The organism is Saccharopolyspora sp. NPDC002376 (assembly GCF_053593195.1).
In genome coordinates this window covers 37,460-58,968 of the sequence record NZ_JBSFBZ010000035.1, presented here as the reverse complement: position 1 = coordinate 58,968, position 21,509 = coordinate 37,460, and the positions used below count along the sequence as shown (strand labels likewise).

7 protein-coding genes are annotated in these 21,509 nt (G+C 70.2%); 5 read left to right on the top strand and 2 right to left on the bottom strand.

What is annotated here, in order from left to right:
* Positions 1-7: 7 nt before the first annotated feature.
* The 4 genes from ACWCO2_RS22605 (at position 8) to ACWCO2_RS22590 (ending at position 19,109) form a co-directional block, all read left to right on the top strand.
* Positions 8-12,214, top strand: coding sequence for a toxin glutamine deamidase domain-containing protein (locus ACWCO2_RS22605; RefSeq protein WP_450129738.1), 12,207 nt, complete (start codon positions 8-10; stop codon positions 12,212-12,214).
* A gap of 108 nt (positions 12,215-12,322) precedes the next feature.
* Positions 12,323-15,238 (top strand): hypothetical protein, encoded by a 2,916-nt coding sequence (locus tag ACWCO2_RS22600; RefSeq protein ID WP_450129737.1) that lies wholly within the window; start codon positions 12,323-12,325, stop codon positions 15,236-15,238.
* An 11-nt stretch (positions 15,239-15,249) separates the two neighbouring features.
* Positions 15,250-16,077 (top strand): hypothetical protein, encoded by an 828-nt coding sequence (locus ACWCO2_RS22595; protein ID WP_450129736.1) that lies wholly within the window; start codon positions 15,250-15,252, stop codon positions 16,075-16,077.
* Positions 16,074-19,109 carry an AAA family ATPase gene (locus ACWCO2_RS22590; RefSeq protein ID WP_450129735.1) on the top strand — a complete coding sequence of 1,012 codons (3,036 nt, stop codon included), beginning with the start codon at positions 16,074-16,076 and terminating at the stop codon, positions 19,107-19,109. Before ACWCO2_RS22595 ends, ACWCO2_RS22590 begins: the two co-directional genes overlap by 4 nt.
* A 206-nt stretch (positions 19,110-19,315) precedes the next feature.
* Here ACWCO2_RS22590 and ACWCO2_RS22585 read toward each other — a convergent pair whose 3' ends face one another.
* Both ACWCO2_RS22585 and ACWCO2_RS22580 read right to left on the bottom strand, forming a co-directional pair.
* Entirely contained in the window at positions 19,316-19,828 is a 513-nt protein-coding gene (locus ACWCO2_RS22585; RefSeq protein WP_450129734.1) for an N-acetyltransferase family protein, read from the bottom strand.
* A 371-nt stretch (positions 19,829-20,199) separates the two neighbouring features.
* Positions 20,200-20,442, bottom strand: coding sequence for a zinc finger protein (locus ACWCO2_RS22580; protein WP_450129733.1), 243 nt, complete (start codon positions 20,440-20,442; stop codon positions 20,200-20,202).
* A 188-nt stretch (positions 20,443-20,630) separates the two neighbouring features.
* Between ACWCO2_RS22580 and ACWCO2_RS22575 the strand changes: the two genes are divergently transcribed.
* The gene (locus ACWCO2_RS22575; RefSeq protein WP_450129732.1) at positions 20,631-21,497 is read left to right on the top strand and encodes a helix-turn-helix domain-containing protein; all 867 of its coding nucleotides are present in this window, start codon (positions 20,631-20,633) and stop codon (positions 21,495-21,497) included.
* The last annotated feature ends 12 nt before the right edge of the window (positions 21,498-21,509 follow it).

The window sequence follows — 21,509 nt, the reverse complement described above, 5'->3', positions numbered from 1 at the left end:
ACCGGTCATGGCGATGGTGGTCAGCCCCGAAGTGGCGAAGCTGTTCCAGGTGCTCACCGGCGAGGAGTGGCCGGACGCCAACGAGGACCAGCTGCGCGCGCTCGCGGCGGAGTGGACGGCGGCGGCGCAGACCCTCGCGGAGCTGGGCCCCGGCCTGCGCAGCGCCGTCCAGGCCATCCGGTCGGAGTTCGCGGGCGAGGCGGCGCAGGCGTTCGTGCAGCGGATGGCGCCGTTCGTGGAGGGCGAGGACCTGATCTCCACCGCGGCGGAGCTGTTCAACGGCTTGGCCAAGACGCTGACCGACCTCGCCCTCGACGTCGAGTACATGAAGATCGTCACCATCGCCTCGCTGGTCGCGTTGATCGCCGAGATCGCGTGGGCGACCGCGATGGCGCCGTTCACCGGCGGCGCGACGATGGCGTGGCTGGCAGCCCGGATGGCCGTCGTCCGATTCATGATGCAGACCCTGCTTCGCCGGGTGCTGATGCAGGTGCTCTCGACGGCGGTGTTCAGCATCGCGTTCCAGCTGCTCATCGACGTGGTGGCCCAGGTGTCGCAGTTCGCCATGGGCACCCGCACCGAGTGGAACACCGACTACACCAAGAACGCGGCGGGCGTCGGCGCGATGGGCGCGGCGCTGGCGCTGCCGATCGGCGGCCTCGGCAAGCTGTTCGGCAGCGGGCTCAACAGCGCGCTGAACGCGGCGTTCGCGAAGCAGTTCGGCAAGGACTGGGCCAAGAACGGCGCGAGGGTGCTCTCGAATATCAGCACCGAGTCGTTCCACGAGGTGATGACCGAGGCGCTGTACAAGTACGCCACCGAGGGCGAGTTCGAGATGAACCCGTACGCCGCGACGGCGGGTGCGGCATCCGGCGCCAGTAGCGCGGGCGGCAAGGCCCTCGGCGACAAGCTGGCCTCCGCCATGAAGAACAGGCCCGGCGGCAACGGCGACCGCTCGGGCGGCAATGCCACGAACACCGGCGGTTCCGGTGACAACCGGGACATCTCCGGCGGTGACAACGCGGGCTCGATACCTCCCACGAGTCCGAGCACCGAGACACCAGGTGCGGGCGGGCAGAACCCGCCGGTGGTGCAGGCTCAGACGAACGGCGGCAACCAGCCGCCGAACGTGGTGACCGGGAATTCGGGCGGCACGAACCAGACGACCGGATCGTCCGGTCAACAGGAGGCACCGACGTCGGGCACCGGCAACGTGCCGCCTGCTCAATCGACGGATCGGTCCGGCCCGCAGGGACCGCCGAACCAGAGCAGCAGCCGTCAGGACCTGCCGGGCGGCTCGCAGTCGCCGTCGCAGAGCTCCGGTTCGACGCAGGGGACGTCCGGGCAGCAGAACACCACAGCGCCGGGCACTGGCCAGGCGGTCGAAACGCCTGGTGCGCAAGGAAATCCGCCGCAGGGAAGCACCTCGACGTCGGGGCAGCAGAACACCACGACCCCGGGCACGGGGCAGGGGAACACCCCGGGGGCCACCAACGGGCAGAACCCGCCGGTGGTCCAGAACCAGCCGCCGCCGGTTCAGCACGATTCGACCGGCAGCCAGCAGACATCGGGATCGACCGTCGAGCAGCCGAGCCACTCGACCAGCCAGAACACCTCCGGCAACCAGGTCGACCCGACCGGCGACCAGCAGCAGACTGCGTCGGATCCGGCCGACCAGACTGTGTCGAACCCGGCCGACCAGACCGCGTCGAACCCGGCCGAGCAGACTGCGTCGGACTCGGCCGACCAGACCGCGTCGCAGACCAACCCGAATCCGGTCGAGGCTCCTCCGCAGGTCTCGGACCAGACCAGCACTGCGCCTTCGGACGTGCACACCGGTCAGCAAACGCCTGGCACGACGAACGATGTGGACCTCACGGGGACGACGCCCGACCCGAACCGCGGACTGTCCGGGACCCAGCAGGACGGCGCGCAGCTGCCGCCACCTGCGGGGATCGAGCCGCCACCGGTCCAGCAGCAGGACGGGCGGACCACCTCCGATGTGCCGCAGCCGGAGGCCAAGACGCCGGACCACGAGAGCAGCACCGAGACCACGACCATCCCGGTGCGGCAGGACGACCCGAACCGGCAGCCGAACACCACCGCGCCGCCGCAGGTGAACCCGCCGCCGGTCGTCGAACAGACCGGTGTCCAGCAGACGCCGGACGAGCAGGTGCAGTCGTCGCAGGACGACCCGCCGCCCGTGCAGCAGACATCGAATCCGGTTCAGCAGTCGCAGAACTCCGGCCAGCAGACGCCTCCTTCGGTGCAGCAGACCCCGACGACGGTTCAGCAGACGTCGGATCCCGTTCAGCAGCAACCGCCGAGCCCCGGCCAGCAGACGCCGCCGGCTCAGCAGAACGCCGGGCAGCAGACGTCGAACCCCACCCAGCAGCAGACGCCGCCTCCGGCGCAGCAGCAGAACTCCGGGCAGCAGACACCTCCGCTCGTCCAGTCGACGCAGAACCCCGGCCAGACGTCCGGCTCCAGCACGACTCCGGGCACCACGACCGCGGGTTCGTCGACGACGCTGCCGTCCACGCGGTCGACGACGCAGCGGGCCGGCCAGGACTCGAAGGCCCCGAAGACGGGGAGCACGCCGAAGACGTCATCGTCGACGACGGCTCCGGGCATGACGCCGAACCGCGAAGACAGCAGCTCGAAGCTGTCGCCGCAGCAGGTCGCGGCGAGCATCGGCCTGCCGGAAGCGGAGGCCACGAGCTCGCGGACCGCTCCGGAGAGCTACGAGATGTCGACGCTGTCGACCGGTCGCACCGACAACAGCCGGCAGAACCCGAACATCGCTGTCCAGCCGACCGAGCAGAACAACTCCGACCAGCAGAGCGACCAGAACCACGGGCAGGACACCACCCCGACCGACGTCCGGCAGAACAACGACGACCAGCAGAACACCGGCCTGGAGGACGACACCCGGAGCAACGACTCCCGCCAGGACGATCGGTTCGCCGACCTCGTCGCCGAGGCCACGCGGAACGCCCGGGACACCACGGCGACCCGGCAGACGATCGAATCGGATCTGGGCAAGATCAACGCCGCCGGCGCCAAGGCCCGGCGCGACCTGGGCGCGATCCAGCGGTCGACGCGGGTAGCGCACGGCGCGGTGATCGCCACCCGGGAAGCCTTCGGCCCCGACCCGCAGCGGACCGCGCAGGCGCAGCAGCGGTTCGACGTCGCCGACCAGAACCGCATCGACCGCGCGGCAGCGCTCACCCAAGCCCGTGATCGGCACGCGGACGCGGTGCAGCGGCTCGATGACGCGCGCGACCAGCTCGGCGGGGCGCGAACCCTCGAAGCGGACCCGAACGCGATCCGCAAGGCGGAAGACGGGGTCCGGGGGTCGAAGGAATCCTCGGACCTCCTCGGCGAGCGCCTCAAGACGGCCGACCAGGCCCACTCGCAAGCCGCTGCCGCCGCGGCCAACGCGAAGCAGGACCTGGACCGGGCCAAGGCGACCGAGGAGTCCGCGAACGCGGCGAACACCGCCTACGACAAGGCCAGTGCGGCGAGGGACACGGCCACCAGCGCGATCAACACGATCGCCGACGGGAACACGAACGCCCAGGACGCACTGAACACCGTCGACAACGCCGCGAACCGCTCCACCCAAGCTCTCAACGACCTCAACGACGCGGTCAACAACGCCAACGCCGCGAAGACCGCGGCCGACGATCTCACCGCGCAGGCCAACCAGGCCAACGAGGGCCGCACAACGCTGGAGGACCAGCGGAACGCCGTCGACCGCGACCTGGGTGATCTCTATCTCTCCCGCCCGGAGAACGACCAGCAACGCGTCGACCGGGACACCCGCGCCGAAGCGCTGAAGAACGAGCTGGCCGACCTCGACGGCCGGATCGAGGACGCCAGGAACAACGCCGAGAACCTGACCACCCGAGCGCAGGACGCCCAGCAGCAGCACAACGACGCCATCGACCGGGTCGAGAACATCCGGACCGAGATCGACGCCCTCCGGGAGCAGGCACGCGCCGCCGAAACCGCGGCCGCCGATGCCCGGCAGAACGCCGAGAACGCCGCCGAACAGTCCGCGAAGGCCAAGAAGGACGCCACGGAAGCCGCCGCGCAGGGCCAGTACGAGCAAGGTCTCACCGAGCTGTCCTTCCTCCCGCACGAATCGGAGCTGCAGTTCGAGCGGCTCGGTCCGCGCGATGGGCTGATCGATGCGCTCACCGACCTGACCGGCGCGGACCGCAACCAGGTGGCGACGGAGATCGGCGCGCTCAGCGACGCCGGCCTGGTGGCGGCGATCGGCAACGGCACGATCCAGGTCGCCGGTACGGACATCGCGGTCAGCCCCGACCTGTACCGGCCCGACGACACCAGGGCCGCCCCGCCGAACCAGCAACCGAGCACCAAGTCCACCGAACACTCCGACGAGAGCGGGCGACCGCAGTCCGAGTCGACCTCGACCAGCATCCCGATCCGCATCCCGCTGTTGTTCATCTCCCCGCTGGACCTCACGGGCACGGTGGTGCGCCCGATGGTCTACGTCGGCGGGGCCGTGAAGCGCTCCCAGCGGTTCGACTCGGGGCTGACGTTCACCGACAACTCGGGGAACTCGCGCGGCTACGTGCCCACCCGGATGGAACTCGGCCTCTCGGTCCCGGGCAGGCAGCTGACCACCTCGATCGACGCCGGACTGCGGACACCCGGGATCACCCGCGGCGACGGGATCACCGCCCCGCTGCCGGACGCCGACTTCACGGGCGTCAAACCGGTGCTGGCCAGCATTCCGGATCCGCTCGGCAACGTCCTCGGCAACTCCCGGGACGCCTCGGCCGGCCTGACCAACCAGCTGTTCGCCGGCAACGGCAACCCCGCCCACACCACCATCGGCGACAAACCGGTGACGATCGTGCCGGTCGGCGACGCGCAGGTCACCTACGTCGGCACTACGTCGGTGGACAGCACCAGCGCGGTGAGCCTGGGCCGCAGCTGGCAGACGTCCAAGGGCAGCGACGCGAGCGTCGGCGGCGGTCCCTACGTCGGGAAGACGGAATTCTACGTCGGCGGATTCGTGGACTTCAGCAGCGGTCTAACCGACGGGAGCACCCCGGGAACGGACGACTCGGTCACCCAGATCAGCGGCGATCACCAGCTGGTGTACGAGATCTCGCGGGACATGCGCGTCGGCGACGGCCACACCGACCCCGCCGACGGCCAGCCGCAGAGCACCGTGCGCACCCAGCTTCAGGTGCCGGTGTGGCAGGCCCGCGACCTCGGCCTGCCGTTGCCGCCGCACCTCGCGGAGCCGAGCACGCCGACGCCGAACGCCGACCAGCCGTACCGGTTCGGCCGCGACGACATCAAGTTCGTCGACCGCGACCAGGTCTCCGGCTTCGTCACCGGCGAGGTCCGCGACACCCCGAACGGGCTGAGCGACAAGGGCCGGGACGCGATCAACGACAAGTTCCGCTCCCCGGAGGTCGCGAAGAACACGATCCACGACGCGATGCACGGCGGCGCGCACGCCTCCTGGGTCAAGGGCGGCCGGACGCACTTCGTCGACATCTACGCGATCCCGGCCGTGCCCGAGAGCACCATGCCCTCCGGCCAGCAGGAAGTCACCACGGAGGTCAAGCACAGCGACAAATTCCAGCGCGGCTACAAATCGTCGCGGACCGCGCGCATCGGCGTCGGCGGCGCGTTCCGGCCCAAGGGCACCGACAGCCCGAACCCGGACGCGCCGAAGGCGACACCGGAGAACGGCCTGCCGAACCCCTACCAGGGCGGCCCCACCCAGACGTACGCGGGACCCCGGGTGGCCCTGGCCGTGAACTGGGACTCCGGCATCTCCAACAAGTCCGGCTACACCAGCAAGGACGGCCGGGCCGCCAAGTACGGCGGCGACATGCGCGACTACGAGGGGCCGCTGGACTTCGTCGTCGTGCACGGGTCGACCAAGAACCCGAACTGGGCGCAGCACTTCTTCCTCGGCGACCGGATGCTGTTCGGCCCCAAGGCCGGCGCGCGCTACGACGGCCCGTCGAAGGCCGAGGTGGAACAGGCTCTGGCCGGCGGTGACGTGACCAACCCGAACATCCACCGGGGCCGGGTGGACGACGCGATCCGGGTGTCCACCGCCGCCGACAAGCTGAACTGGGGCACCAAACCGCTGCCCGCCAGCACGACGCAGTCCGGCACCTACCTGGGCCCGCCGCCCGCGCTGCCGTCGAAACCGGTCACCTCCGAGCTGTTCGGCGACTACACCAACGTCGAGAACGTGCGGATCACGCCGAACAACACCGAAGCCGTCGACCTCGCGCTGGCCAAGCGCATCGAGCAGGTGCCCGACGCGGCGCAGCCCGACGGCACGACGATCCGCAAACCCCCGAAGGGCAGCGGGAACTGGCCCGCGTGGGCGGAGAAGACCTTCACCGACACGCGCAACGGCGCGAACGGCGCGCAGCAGTCCACCGACTACGTGTACAAGAGCTCCGAGCTGACGCGGCCCGGCACCACGGGGGGCGACGCGGTGCGCGACTTCCAGGGCAAGGTCGGCAGCTTCGGCACGGCCACCCAGGGCCTCGGCGACCTGGCCAGCAGCACGGGCACGATGTTCCGCGAGGGCCGGGCGCAGGACTACAACGGCACGCTCAACGGCGAAGCGACCTACCACTCACCGCGGCTGGTCGACGTCCGCGCGGAGAGCACGCTCAAGCGCAACCAGGCCGGTGAGCAGGTCGCCGGGAGCACCAAGTCCTGGGGCCTCGGCGGCGAGCTCGAGATCATCGGCAACGTGATGCCGAGGCGCCATGGCCAGGTCGGCTCGATGCTGGGCGGACTGCTCAGTGGCGGCGGGAAGTACGGCCGCAGCCACGCGCTCGACCTGACCTCCGGCGGCAGGCAGGAAACCGAGTACACGGGCCCGACGGCGCTGATCACCCTGGACGTCCGCTACCGGTACTGGGCGGACATGGCGCTGCGCAGCGTGGTCAGCAGCGGGAACTTCGGCGACGCCGACGCACCCGGGCCGCGGCCCGACGAGGTGAACGTCGACGAGCCGAACGGCGTGCAGGTGGAAGTGCCGGTCAACCAGGCCATCGCGATGTTCGAGGCACTCGACCTGCCGGTACCGCCGGAACTCTCGGCCATGCGACCGAGCGCGAAGGAGCAGATCAGCAACCCGTCGCACACGGTGCTCACCGGCCCCGGCGAATACGCCTCCTACAGCGACACCTCGGTGACCGATGCGCGGCTGACCGGCGACGACCCGATGGGCGAGGTCCGCGACCGGCTCACCGACATCGGGGTGAAAGACGCCGAGCACCAGCGCGAGGTCCTGGACCAGGTCAACGCGATGCTGAACACCTCGGCCGGGTACCAGTGGCTGCAGGATCCGCTGGCCGGACAGCCCGGCCTCATCTCGGTGCCGCACCCGGGCTCCGCAGTGGAGGACGTCGTCGACATCCGGGTCAAGGCGAAGCAGGTGACCGGACCGCTCGCACTGTCCCAGACCGACGGCACCGCCCCGGACAAGCTGTACCTGGCCAACTACGTCACGACTTCCCACCAGGACAAGAACAGCACCAGCTGGTCGGTGAACGGCGCCATCAACGCGGGCGTGCGCAAAGCGGAGACCCCGTCGGTGCCGCCCGGGCAGCCGGACGAGAACGGCCAGGTGCAGGAGGCGCCGCCGAACCCGGGCACCTCCTCCGGTGCGTTCACCCCGCAGGTGTTCGGCGCCGGGAAGAGCTGGAAGACCGAGGACGTCCTGCCGGGCAGCGGCAGCGAGAAGATGACCACCAGGGTCGACAACGACAAGGTCGGCCGCGACACCCGCCTGGTCGACTACGAGCTGGAGATCACCCGCCGCAGGCAGCCGATGCCCGGGATCGACACGCTCGGCGCGGGCATCCCCAAGCACGTGGTGAACCTGGACAAGGGCGTCGGCGACGCGCCGATCCACCTCAGCGGCAAGGTCGACCTCGTCTCGCCGAGCAGTGACGCCTCGCCCGCGCTGCGGAAACCGGCGCAGCAGCCCGAGATCCAGGTGCTCGACGGGCCGCGGCAGCAGCGGCCGTCGGGCTTCACGCCGGACGACGCGTTCCGCATCGAGTCGATCGGCGCGGACACCGCGAAAGCCGTCCACGACGCGGTGTACGCGCAGCTGTCGAGCAAGCTGCCGAACGGGAACCTGACCGCGGACCAGATCGCCGCGGCGACGCAGACGCCCTCGGAGTTCACCCGGCCGGGCAGCAACTCGGAGTACGTCGCGCACAGCATGACGAAGGGCAGTTCGCTGCACAACGCGTCGAACACGATGTTCACCGGCGGCGACTACCAGGCAGGCAACACCCTCGGCACCAAGCACCCGCTCTACGACTCGCTGTTCGACCTCAAGCTCTCCGGTGACGTCCGCCCGGAGAACCTGACTTTCGTCGCGGCACTGCCCAAGGACACGACGATGAACTTGACCCGGGAACGCGAGATCACCACGGCGGACGGCAAGACCAAGACGGTCACCACGAGCCTTGGGCCCTCCGTGTCGAGCTACGGCTCGCAGACCCACCAGGCCACCGGACCGAGCCCGACCTATGTCATCGTCCTCCCGCCGGCGTCCGGCACTGTGGGCAACGACGAGACGAACGCGCAGAGCTCGAAGGACGGCGAGACCACCGGCGTCAAGCACCAAGGCCGGTCATACCTGTTCCGCGCCGACACCGCCGACATCTACTCCGACGCCCACGTGCACGGATCGAACTGGACGCACCAGCCGATCACCGCGATCAAGGACCTCTTCAGCGGGCACGGCCACCCCCAGGACAGCTCGGTGAAGATCACCTCCCACGACGACCTGCACGTCCGCGTCTGGGAGAACACCGCGCTGGACAAGGGCCTGATCACCCTCCACGACGTGTGGAACCACGCGAGCAAGCTGCCCGGTGACCAGGCCACCTACGGCCTGACCGGCAACACCCGCGGCGCGACGATCCACCCGCCCGGCCAGACCAACCCGGCCGCCGGGCAGCCCGCGCCGAACGCGTCGACGGGCCGGAACCTGCACGTCGCCCCGGGCGTGACCCTGGACAACGTGAAGGACTTCATCGGCAAGCTCCCGAAGGACATGCGCCCGACGACCTACACCGTCGATCCGGGGCTGAACTTCGGGAACTCCGAGGTCCAGGAGGCGGTGGCGGGCCTGCCCGAGCCGCCGAAGCCGGAGACCACGGAGCCGGAGACCACGTCGGAGGTCCAGGTCGACCGGAACACGACCGGAACACCGGTGACGCAGACGACTGAAATCCCGGTGACGTCTGAAGTTCCGGTCGATCAGGAGGCGACGCCGGTCGTGACGGAAACGCCGGTCACGACCGACACCCGGGCGACCGAAGTACCGGCGACCGAGGTGCCGCTGCCCGAAACTCCGGTGACCGAAACACCGCCGGTGACCCAGAATCCGGTGAGCACCGAGAATCCGGCTGCGACCGAAACCCCGGACGGTTCGACCACCGCTCGCAGCACTCCGCCCGCGTTCACGCCGCCGCACACCGATGCGATCGGCTCGCCGTCCCTGGTGGCTGCTTCCGAGCTGTTCGCCAAGGTGCCGCCGGGTACCCGGTTCGCCGCTCCGGAGAGCTTCGCCGACCTGATCAGCAAGGGGCCGGGCCAAGGGAACACTCCCGTGCACGCGGCGCTGGCGTTCCACTCGACCTACCACGGTTCGCCGCAGATCTCCGACGGCGCTCTGGAACCCGGGCAGGGCGGCATGACCGGTGCGGCCGACAAGCTGGGCGTCCCGCCCACGCCGGTCGGTCGCGGTGCGGACGGGCTGGCCGACGTGATCGACCGGGTCACGCGCGGCGGGCACGGTTCGGACGCGCTGCTCTTCGCCTTCCAGCCCGACGGGCAGGCGAACGCGTGGAACGTGGTCAACCACAACGGCTCGGTGTCCGTGGTGGACGCCTTCTCCGGCACGATCATGCCCGCGACCCCGGACCTGCTCACCGGCGCGGGCGAGCTCTTCGCGATCCCGCTGGACCCCGAGGGCAACTTCATCTCCGACGGGATCGTGCTGCCCGGTCAGCAGGGCGCCATCTCCTACCAGCAGGCTCACCAGCTCTACGCCCAGCTGGCCGCCGACACGTTCGAGCACCCCGTCCACGGCACCGTGACCATGCCGACCGGGCACCCGGAGGACGGCTGCTACATCCGCGCGCACCTGTGGGCTTCGAAGCTGCAGGAATGGGGCGTCGACGTGCGGAAGGTGTTCATGAGCAGGGGCGAGCAGGGCCTGCACACCATGTCGGCCAACGCCTACGGGGCGACCGCGGACCACCCGCGTGCCATCAACTGGTCCTACCACGTCGCCCCGCTGGTCAGCGTGGACATGGGCAACGGCTTCCCGCCGGTGGAGATGGTGCTCGACCCGGCCATGTCCTACGACTTCGCGGGCGCCGTCGGGGCGGACCGGGCGGTGCCGTACCAGGGCGTGGTCCCGGTCCGGCAGTGGATCAACGACGCGGGCATCTTCGGCGGCTTCGCCGAAGCCGACCTGTACGAGCCCCGGCAGTGGCAGGGCAACGAGGGACCGGTCGGTCCGGACGAGGTGCGGGTGCGGATCACCGACGCGCACGTGGTCGGTCCGCCGTGGCTCGTGCAGGCCCCGGGGTCGTTCCAGCAGGCGAACCAGTTCGTCCAGCCGTTCCTGGACTCGGCGTACGACTTCACCGTCGAGGTGGGCCACCGCAACGACTTCAAGGCCTGGCACGAGTCGCTGCCGCCGCACGCCCGCGCGGCGTTCAACCAACTCGACGCCAAGTTCGGCAACGGCGCGCTGAAGGACTTCCACGACTGGTTCCGCGGCATGAACCACACCGACCGCGCCAGGCTCGCCGACTGGTTCGCCGGTCCGGGCGCAACCACTCAGGACATCGTGCCGCCGTGGGCCAACCGCGTTCAGACGGCCCGCGATCAACTCTTCGCGCTCACCGAGGAACAGCGGATGGACCCGAACATGAACGCGGTGATCCTGCTGTTCGCCTATCAAGGCACTCTGCCGTCCGCGCTGTACGACGAGATGATCGACATGATCGCCTACCGCCACCACGTGGACGGCTACGACAGCGCGGAGCAACTGACCCGGGACCTCATCGCCGAGTACAGCGCGTCGGTCCGGTCGACGCAGTACACCGACGCCGTCGCAGGCCCGGTGGAGCAGCACGACACGTCCGGGACCAGCAGCGAACCCGTCGTGAACGATCCGCCGACGGAATCGCGGCAGCGGTCGCGCGACGAGTTCGAGGAAGACGGACCGGTCACCACCTACGAGCCGTCCCACCAACGGCCGATTCCGGAGCGGCTGGTGCCGCCCGCGCAGGGCGACACGGACCAGCTCCTCGCGGCGGTGCCGCCGGGCACCCGCTTCGCCGACCCGGCGAGCTTCGCGGAGCTGATCAACGGAAGCCGCTCCGACCAGGGGCGCGACGTCAACTGCGTCGACGCGGCGCTGGCCTTCCACGAGACCTATCACGGCAACCCGCGGGTCGCCGGCATCGCGTCGAGCGGAGTGCCGCAGAGCGCGGGCACGGCCGCCGCGGAAGGCCTCGGCTACGCGCCGGAGCTGTTCGGCCAGGGCCCGTCGGGCCTGGCCGAGGTGATCGACCGGGTCACCCGGGCCGGCCACGGCGCCGATGCCCTGGTGATCGGCTTCCCTCGCAGCGGCGGGGGACACGCGTGGAACGTGGTCAACCACCACGGCGAAGTGTCCATCGTGGACGCTCAAGCGGGCACGATCCGGCCCGCGACCACGAATGGTTTCTCCTGGCTGGACCGCGTCTACGCGATCCCGCTGGACGCCGACGGCAACTACGTCGAGGACGCGGTACCGGCACCGGAACCGCCGGTGAACGCCGACGCCTACGCCACCGCCGAGTACGAGCGAGCGCAACTGGCCCACGAAATGCGCCGGGCCGCCGCAGCGGGCGAGGAAATCCCGGTGCCCGGCACCAACGGCCGCCTCGTCCCGAGCCTCGGCGGCCTGCGCCTGGTCGGCGCGGCCATCACCGCCGAACTCGCCGCCGACCTGGCCTCCCTGACCAACCGTGACCTGATCGCCCTGGTGATCGGCCCGGACGCCGAATACCCGGAACTGGAGGACGAGCCGATCCCCGGCCTCGAAGAACTCAAGTTCCCGCCCCGAGGCCGCCCGGAACGAGTAGGCGCTACGGAGAGCTGATGGCTTCGTGAGCGAAGACAGGTCGTAAGAACGACCATCGTCGCTCACGAGGGCAGTGAACTCCTGCGGGGCGCGGAGCCGTGTCCTCCAGAGAGCGGAGGAGGCGGAGTGGACGAGTCGATCACCGTGGAGCGCGTTCGACACGCACTGGTCGTGGGGCGGCTCGACGCGGACGGCGCCGCTGTCCTGCTGGCGGCGAACCTGCCGCCGAAGCGGGATCGCACCTTCGTGGTGGTCGGCAGCTCCGCGCTCGACGCGATGAAGCGGCTCGACCCGTGGGTCGCCGCCGACCTCGCCGACGAGACGCACGGCGATCTGTGCGTGGTGGCACCGGGTTTCGGGTCGATGGGCGGCAACGGCGCGCTGCCGCCCGCGAAGCTGCTCGCCGAACGCCTCGGTGTCGAGGTCACCGCCCCCGACGGCGATCCCGTCGTCCTCGACGACGGCAGCCTGTTCGTCCCCGGCCAGAGCCCGGGGTGGGTGTCGTTCCGGCCGGACGGCCGCCGCACCCGCATCGGCGCGCGGTTCCCCGCACCGTGGTGGCAGAACGGGCTGCCGGACCCGGCCGACCACCTGGTTCACCTGCCCGTCGGCCTGTGGCTCCGGCAACCGGATGCGCCGCCCCGGACCGATGACCGTCTGCTGCGGCAGGCCCCGGACCGCGACCGGATGTACGTGGTGCTCGGCACGCCGGGAGAGCCGCCGCCCACGGCCGACGCCGTGGTCGAAGTGCTGCGGGAGCTGCCGGACGAGGGCCGGGACCGAGCGGTCCTGGCCTGCTACGGCTTCGGCGGTGGCGAGCTGATCCGCGAAGTGGCCGGTGAGCTGGGTGCACCGGTGCGGGTGGCGCACGGCGTGCCCGGCGACGATGGTCTGGTGCAGGTCGACGACGAGGGTGTGGCCCGCTGGCGGCCCTTCGCGGTGGAGAGCGTGTACCGGAACGACGGCCCGCCGGTGCTGGACCGCTGGCTGGCTCCGGCGGGCCTGGCGATGGTCGAGCCCGGCTCGTACCGGCTGACCGAAGGCTGGCGCGTCGATGTGGTGCCGCGCGGACTCGTCGTGCGGCCCGACGCGGTGCACCTCGACGAAGCCGTCACCGCTGCGGATCCCGGCCCGACGGCCGACGTCGTCTTCGCGGCCGAGCACGCGGTGTCACCGGAAGCCCTCGCGGCGTTCAACCGCCTGGTGCGTGAACTCCCCGACGCCGCAAGGGAAAACCTGCGGATCGTCCCGGTCGGCGACCCGTCTGTCCTGGCCGACGTCGAAGCCGCGGACCGCATCGAGCGCGTCCCCGAGCACACCGCGCCGAGCCGGGTGAGCGGCACGCCACAGCCGGTGGCTCCGCCGAAGGGCGCGGTGATGGTGACTCCCGACGGGCGAATCCTGCCCGTCGCCCCGATCCTCGCAGTACCGGCGCGGCCCACCCCGAAGAACGAGGTCCGGAGTCCCGCCGCCAGCGACTTCCTGGACATCGCCTCCGAGCTGCCACCGGCCGAACCGGCCTCGTCGGCACCGATGCAGCAGCAGATCCAGCTGCCGCAGGTGCTGCAGCCGGTCCCAGCGGAGCCGACGCCCCCTGCACAGCCGCGACCGCCCGCCTCGACACGGCTCGGACTCCCGATCCTGCAAGCGGCTCCGGTGCAGCCGATTGTGCAGGCACAACAAGCAATCCAGGCCCCAGCCGCGGCCCAGCAAGCAGCCCCGGTCCAGCCCGCGATGCCAGCTCCGGGACCGCAGGCGCTCCCGTCGGCCGACGCGCCGCTGTGGGGGCACCCGCGCTCAGCCCCGCCGAGCGGCCAGCCGCCGTGGATCGGTCAGCTCGACACCCGGTCCGCGCCTGCGCCGCAGCCGGTGCGGCAGGTCGAGATGACCGCACCCATGCCGAAGGCCGAACCAAAAGCTCCCGCCGAGGACCAGGCGGCTCGCGCGCAGTCCGGCACAGCAGCGCAGTCGGGTGCGGTCGATGACCAGCCAGAGTCCGGTGCAGCGGTGCGGTCCGCAACTGAGGCGACCGAGCCGGAAGCCACCAACGACCAGGCAGCCCGCGCACTCCCGGCGGAGCCCAGCGCAGCGACCCGATCGATCCCCGCGACGACCAGCTCGGCGGACTTCCGCTCGCTGGGCTCCGCGAGCGCGGTCCCACCGGTGTCGGGCACCTCGGCGCGGCCCGCACCGACCGAGACCAAGTCGAATGCCTCGACGCGGCCCGCGGAGACCAAGACCAGCGCGGAGGCTGCTCCGGTCGAAGCGCTGCCCGCCACCGTGGCAGCCAGCACCACCGAGAAGTCCACAGTGGAACCGGCTGCCAAGTCGGTCGCCGGGCTGCTGCCGAAGCGCGACCTGCCGCAGACGGAAGTCCAGGCGGTGGAGGTGCCGGAGGACGTGCGCAGCACGGCGGCGCAGCGGCGGGCGATGCGCGCGGCTCTCGGTTCGCGCTACGACGTCGCGACCCGCGCGGTCACCCGGCTCCTCTCCGAGCGGCCCGGCATGCGGTTCGCCTCCGAGGACCGGGCCGCGCTGATGGCCGAGCTCGCCGTGGTCCGGGTGTTCGCCGACGACCCCGTCGGCGAGTACGACACCGACTTCTACGTGTGCCTAGCCGACGGGCTGCGGCGGCTGCCGACGGTGCGAACCGTTGTGGTGCGCGGGATTCCGGCGGGCACCGCGGTGCAGCCGGAGTCGGTGCTCCGGCTGCCCACCCCGGTGGTCGCCGCCCCGGCGACGGGCACCGAGCCGGTGGGACCCGCCGAGGCGTTGATCTGGACCACCACCGGCCGCCGGCTGGACGGGCTGCTCGACGAGCCGACCGAGGAATCGGAGATCTCGCACCGGGGTGACGTGGTGCTCTCCGGGCACACCCGGCTGCGGGTGCTGGCCGTCGAGTCCGAGCGAATCCTGCTTGCCGAGGACGGAACCGCCCGCGACGCGGCGCTGATCAGGCTCCGCGCCGCCGCTGCCGCGCGGGCGGACATCGCGAACCAGCCGGCCACCAGCAGGTGGTTCGGCCCGCTGCCCGCGGCATGAGGGGAGAACCGGTGATCCAGCACCAGGAGTTGCTCGCGCTGGCCGGTCAGGTGCCGGACGGCTGGCTGGCCATCGCCCGCGAAGCGCACGCCGCCGCCGACACCGACCGCCTCGACGGCCTGTTCGCTCTGCTCGGCGACGCGAAACCCCAGCAGGCACAACACACTTTCGCACCGGAACCGGGTCACGAGGACGCCGACCGCGCGGTGCTCGCCGCGATCCGGGCCGAGCCCGGCGCGCAGGCGTGCTGGGCCACCACCCGCGGCGGCACCGACCGCGTCTACCTGATCCAGTCCGAGGGCGACCCGACGGCGGCGACCACGGCCGGGCACAACGCGCTGGCGGGCCTGGTGGACTCACCGCGGGTGGAGGTGTTCGCACCCGGCGACGTCCTGCCCGCCTACCACGAGAACGCGCTGCTGGCCGCGACGCTGCTGTGGTCGGCGACGCCGGGCCCGGAGGTCCGCGTGGCCCGCACCTTCGACGGTGCCACCGCCGCCGGGCCGTGGTTCGACCCCGGCCACGAGCTCGTGGTGGACCCCGCCGAACGCAGGCGGCTGCTGGACTTCCTCACCGCGGGCGAGGTCGTGCTGACCGCCGACGTGCTGATGATCGATGTGTTCACCGGCACCCGCGCGGTCCCGGCCGACCTGCGCTCCGACGGCACCTGGGTGTGGTCGGACGCCGCCAAGTACTACCTCGACCGCTACCAGCTGGCGCCCGATGCGGAGCTGGCCGGGCACGCGCTGGCCGGCAGGCCGGGCGGTCGCCTGTGCCCGCTCGCCCGCCACCGCGTGCGCGCGGCCTTGACCTCGACCGGCCAGGAGGGCCCATCGTGACGAGCAGGATGTCCGGAGTCCGCTCGGTGCTCGGCGTCTCGCCGACCGAGCCGGACTGCTACCGCACCGTCGGCGACGCGATCAGCTCGGCGCGCGACGGCGACGTCATCGCGATCCGGCCCGGCGTGTACCCGGAGTCGATCGTGCTGGACCGCGACGTGACGCTGTCCGGTTCCGGCTCGCCCGGTGACGTGCGGATCGAGGCGGCGGGCACCCCGGTGCTGCGGGTGACCGCCGAGCACGCCGAGGTGTCCGGCATCGAGTTCGCGCACTCCGACGGCGAAGTGGCGGTCGATCTGCAATCCGGTGCACTGCACCTGGGCGAATGCGAGGTCGCGGCGAACTCGGAGGTGGCGGTCGTGGTCCGCAGCGGTACTCAGCTGCGCGCCGACACCACGACCGTGCGCAATCCGGGTGGCGCCGGGGTGCTGGCGTTCGACGGGGGAGCGGCCCAGCTGACCGGCTGCACGGTCACCTCGGTGGGCACCACCGCGGTGGTCGCCCGCTCTGGCGGTGTTCCGGTCCTGGTGGACTGCACGGTGACCGAGGCGAAGGGCGCGGTGCTCGCCGCCGACGGCGGGCGCGGTGAACTGCGCAATTGCCGGATCAGCGACATCGCGGGCGCCGCGATCGTGGTCGAGGAGCGCAGCGAGCTGATCGTCACCGGCACCGAACTGTCCGCTGTGGATGGTGTGGGCGTGCTGTCGGCGAGCGGTTCGCGCCCAGTGCTGCGCGACTGCCGTCTGCGTGACACCACCGCGCAGGCCGTCGTGGTGGTGCAGGAATCCGCCGTCGAGCTGGAGCAGGTGACCGTCGACGGCGCGCGCGGGCACGCGGTGCAGGTGCTGGAGGGATCGACCGCCGACCTGTCCGAGTGCGTGCTCACCGGCACCGGGCACGACGCCGTGGTCGCCGGTGCGGACGGCACGATCCGGCTGGTGGCCTGCGAGATCACCGGTGGTGCGGGCAACGGCGTCCTGGTCGAGCGGCAGGCCGCGGTGACGGTGAGCGACACCAAGGTCGTCAGCACCGCCGCCACCGGCCTGCTCGCGACCGACCAGGCCCGGTTGACCATCGACGGCGGTGAGGTGCGCGAATGCCAGACCGGTGTGGTGTGGCGCGGTCACGCGGACGGTTCGATCACCGCCTGCGGGGTGCGGGACAACCTGGGCGACGGCATTGCGGTGCACTCCGACCAGCCGGTGGAGGTGAGCGGCTGCGTCGCCGAGCGCAACCTCGGTACCGACGTCCGGCTGCCCGGCGGTGAGGTACCGGCGCTGGTCGAGGAGTCCACTTCGGACTCGGCCCCGGCGCCGGCCGAGCCCGGCGACACCGAGGAGCTGGACGACCTGCTCGCGGAGCTGGACGCGCTCGTCGGCCTGGACGGTGTCAAGCGCGAGGTGGAGACGCTGGTGCGGCTGCACCAGATGTCCGAGCGTCGCGCAGCCGCCGGACTTCCGTCACCGCCGCTGTCCCGGCACCTCGTGTTCACCGGCGCACCCGGCACCGGCAAGACCACGGTGGCCCGGCTCTACGGCCGGATCCTCACCGCGCTCGGCGTGCTGCGCTCCGGCCAGCTGGTCGAGGTGGCGCGGCCCGACCTGGTCGCCTCGGTGGTGGGCGGCACCGCGATCAAGACCACCGAGATGTTCAAAAAGGCGATCGGCGGCGTGCTGTTCATCGACGAGGCCTACACGCTGTCGGCGGGCAACAACGGCGGTGGCGGCCCGGACTTCGGTCAGGAGGCGATCGACACGCTGGTGAAGCTGATGGAGGACCACCGCGACGAGGTCGTGGTGATCGTCGCCGGCTACACCAACGACATGCGCTCGTTCCTCGCGGCGAACCCGGGGCTGTCCTCGCGCTTCTCCCGCACCATCGAGTTCGCGGACTACTCCTCGGCGGAACTGGTCACCATCGTCGAGGGCCTGTGCCGCGGTCACGACTACCGGCTGGAGTTCGAAACCAGGTCGGCGCTGCACGCGTACTTCACGAATCTGCCGCGCGACGCGGCTTTCGGCAACGGTCGCACGGCCCGCAAGGTGTTCGAGGAGATGCTCGGCCGCCAGGCCTACCGGCTGGCCGACGACCTCAACGCCGGGCACGTCGCGCTGACCAGGCTGCTGCCGGACGACCTCGGGCCGCTGCCCGGCTCGTCGGTCGGTGCGGGCGCAGGTCGGGTGGACGACGAACGCATCGAGCAGCTGCTCGGCACCCTGCAAGCCCTGGTCGGCCTGGACGAGGTGAAGGCGGAGGTGTCGGCGATGGTCGACCTGCTCACCTCGGCGCGGCGACGGCAGGCGGCGGGCTTGCCGGTTCCGTCGGTGAGCAGGCACCTGATCTTCGCGGGCCCGCCCGGCACCGGTAAGACGACGGTGGCCCGCCTGTACGGCTCGCTGCTCGCGGCGCTCGGTGTCCTGGCGCAGGGGCAGGTCACCGAGGTGGCGCGCGCGGACCTGGTCGGCGAGTACATCGGTCACACCGCGCGGCGCACCACCGAGGCGTTCGACCGCGCGCGCGGCGGCGTGCTGTTCATCGACGAGGCGTACACGCTGTCATCCAGCCGCGGCAGCGGCCAGGACTTCGGTCGTGAGGCGATCGACACCCTGGTGAAGCTGATGGAAGACCACCGCGACGAGGTAGTGGTCATCGCGGCGGGCTACGAACGGGAGATGCAAGGCTTCCTCGCGGCCAACCCCGGCCTGTCGTCCCGCTTCTCGCACCGAGTTCGCTTCGCCGACTACACCCCGGACGAACTGGTCACCATCGTCAACCAGCACGCCACCGACACCGGCTATGAATGCACCGGCCCAGCAGTAGCGGCCCTGCGCACCCACTTCGCCACGATGAGCCGAGGCGATTCCTTCGGAAACGGCCGCTACGCCCGCCAAGTCCTCGACGAAACGATCGCCAACCACGCCCGCCGAACCCGCTCGGTCACGGACCCCACGATGGACGACCTCTGCCTACTCCTACCGGAAGACGTCCCAGCCTCAACAACCCCCAACCACCAGACCCCGGGTCACCAGTAGCCACAGAATCCCATGGCCGGGGAGGGTTTCTAGCGCACGAGCGTGGTCGTGAGTGCAAAAACCGGCTCCAACCGGTCTACGCACTCACGACCCCACCAAGCCAGGTCGGGCGCTTGGCACGCCGGCCGGACGACGGAGGGTGTTGTGAAGGCGGCTTTTCACCGTGCCTGGGGCTCCGAGGTCTTTTACCGCCTGGACGTGTGGCTTCACTCGCCAACCGGGCGTCCAACGAAGATGACGTCTTGGATCACACCGTCGAGGTCGGCCACGCGTGGGAGTCGGCCCCACACCTCGAACCCGTGGGAGAGGAAGAGCCGGATGCTGGACTCGTTGCTGGCGAAGATCGTTGTGGCGATGTTTCGGATTCCGAGCTTCGGGGCGTGGGCGATCGCCTCGCGCAGCAGATACGTACCTTGCCCTCGGCCACGGTGATCGGGGTGTAGGTACACGGCCAAGTCGGCTGTTACGTCGTACCCCTGGCGCCCGTTGAGAAACGGTTCAAAGGACAGGTATCCGGTTACTGCGTGTGGAGCATCGGTTTCGTAGCCAACCCAGATGGGCCGCCGTTGGGGGTCCGAGGTTTCAAGCCATTCTTCCCGGGAGGCGATGGTGATCGGTTCGAGATCGCAGGTTGCCGCTTTGCTCGGGATCGCCGAGTTGTAGATCTCGACAATCGAGGGCAGGTCTTCCGACGTGGCTAGGCGATGGCTGAAGGCCAAGATCTAACTCCTGTCTTGTGGCGAGACTGCGCATCTTGGGCACTGATGCGCGCTTAGGCGGCTAGCCTGCCACCGATCACAAACGCAACCTCATGTCTGCGGAAGCAGTCGATGACGGCCGATGTACTCCTCGGCTGGCCACTCGATGGGTTCTGGGGGACGGGAGTCGGGAGGCTCGGGGTCCTGGGGTTCGGGTGCTGCCGCGTCGATGAGTTGCCATGCCATCACCGATCCCGGTCCTGAACTCGAGTGCTGGCCCTGACCACTGCGCAACGGCAGCAGCAGCACGACCACCGCGAATGCTGCTGCGGTAACTCCCAGAAAAGCCAACAGGTTGCCTGCCGCGTGCACCAAGACGAGAACGGTTGCGATCACTGGGCACCGGCCTCTCGTTCCGCCGCGTCGCGGCGCGCCCGGGACTCGTCCCAACAAGCGGCGCAGGTCGGGGAGAGCCAGTCCAGTTCGGTCGTCCTGACGACGGTCACGGTTGTGCCGCAAAGGGTTTCCCGCTCCTGTCCGGGGAACGGCGGTTCGGTCGGCGACAACCCGTGCCGCACACCGTCGACCGGCCGCCAGTACGCCACCAACCCTGCGGGCTGGAACATGTCGCGCATCGCTTCTCCTGACTGTCGAAGGAGTGAGAAGCGGTGGCCTCGGGTTGGGGAGGGGGGAACCACCGAGGCCACCGCCATGCGATGACGGAACGTGCTGATACCGTCACCGACAGCAGCAACGCTAGCGACATCGGAAGCTATATAGCTAGCTCGTAAACCCAAAGGTGTGATCAGTAAGGAGTCCCGAAATGCCGCCAAGCTCCCCGACGGTCGCCAACTGGGCTTTGGGTCGCCGCCTCCGGGAAGTTCGCGAGGAAAACGGACTGACCAGCGGCGCAGCATCCAAGCTCATCGGCGTGACCTCGGCGTACCTGTCTGAAGTCGAGCACGGGAAGAAGACGCTCGCGCCGGACAAGCTCGACACTCTGATGGTGGAGTACGGCATTGAGGCCGCCGAAGCCGAGGAACTCCGAGTGCTGCGGGAGCAAGCGGTGCAGCGCGGCTGGTGGGCCAAGTACTCCGGCATCTTCGGCAACGATCTGCTGCGCTTCTTCGGCTTCGAGCACGGCGCGGAAGAGGTGCACGCCTACGACAGCGGTGTCATGAACGGCCTGCTGCAGACTGAGGATTACGCCCGGGCAATCAGCGAGGCGAGCACTGGAAATCTCCGGCTGGCTGAAGTTGATCGGCGAGTCACCTGCCGGATGACCAGGCAGCGGAGGCTCGCCGGCAACGACCCGCTCCGGTTCAACATCGTCATGGCGGAAGCCGTGCTGCGCCAGGAAATCGGTGGGCCGGACGTGCTCAAAGCTCAACTCGAGCACATCCTCGCCCTCGTCGACGGATACCCCGACACGTTGGATCTGCGCATCGTTCCGTTCTCAGCCAGAGGGCACGAGGCAATGGGCGGATCAGCCTTCTATCTCATGACCTTTCCGAACGGCAGGCTGCCCACCGTTCTCTGGCAGGAGACTGTGACCTCAACGAACCTGATCATCGATGCCATGACGGTCAGGGAGTACGCCATTGCGCACACCGCTGCTACGCAGGCTGCGCTAGGTCGAGAAGAGTCTCGTGCGCTCATCAAGAAGATCTCGACAGAGGTGTCACGCTAGCTAGAGTTGAGT

Excerpts from the sequence above, each read along its gene's own strand:
- ACWCO2_RS22605 (WP_450129738.1), top strand. The coding sequence starts at position 8 with ATGGCGATGGTGGTCAGCCCCGAAGTGGCGAAGCTGTTCCAGGTGCTC.
- ACWCO2_RS22580 (WP_450129733.1), bottom strand. The coding sequence starts at position 20,442 with ATGCGCGACATGTTCCAGCCCGCAGGGTTGGTGGCGTACTGGCGGCCG.
- ACWCO2_RS22575 (WP_450129732.1), top strand. The coding sequence starts at position 20,631 with ATGCCGCCAAGCTCCCCGACGGTCGCCAACTGGGCTTTGGGTCGCCGC.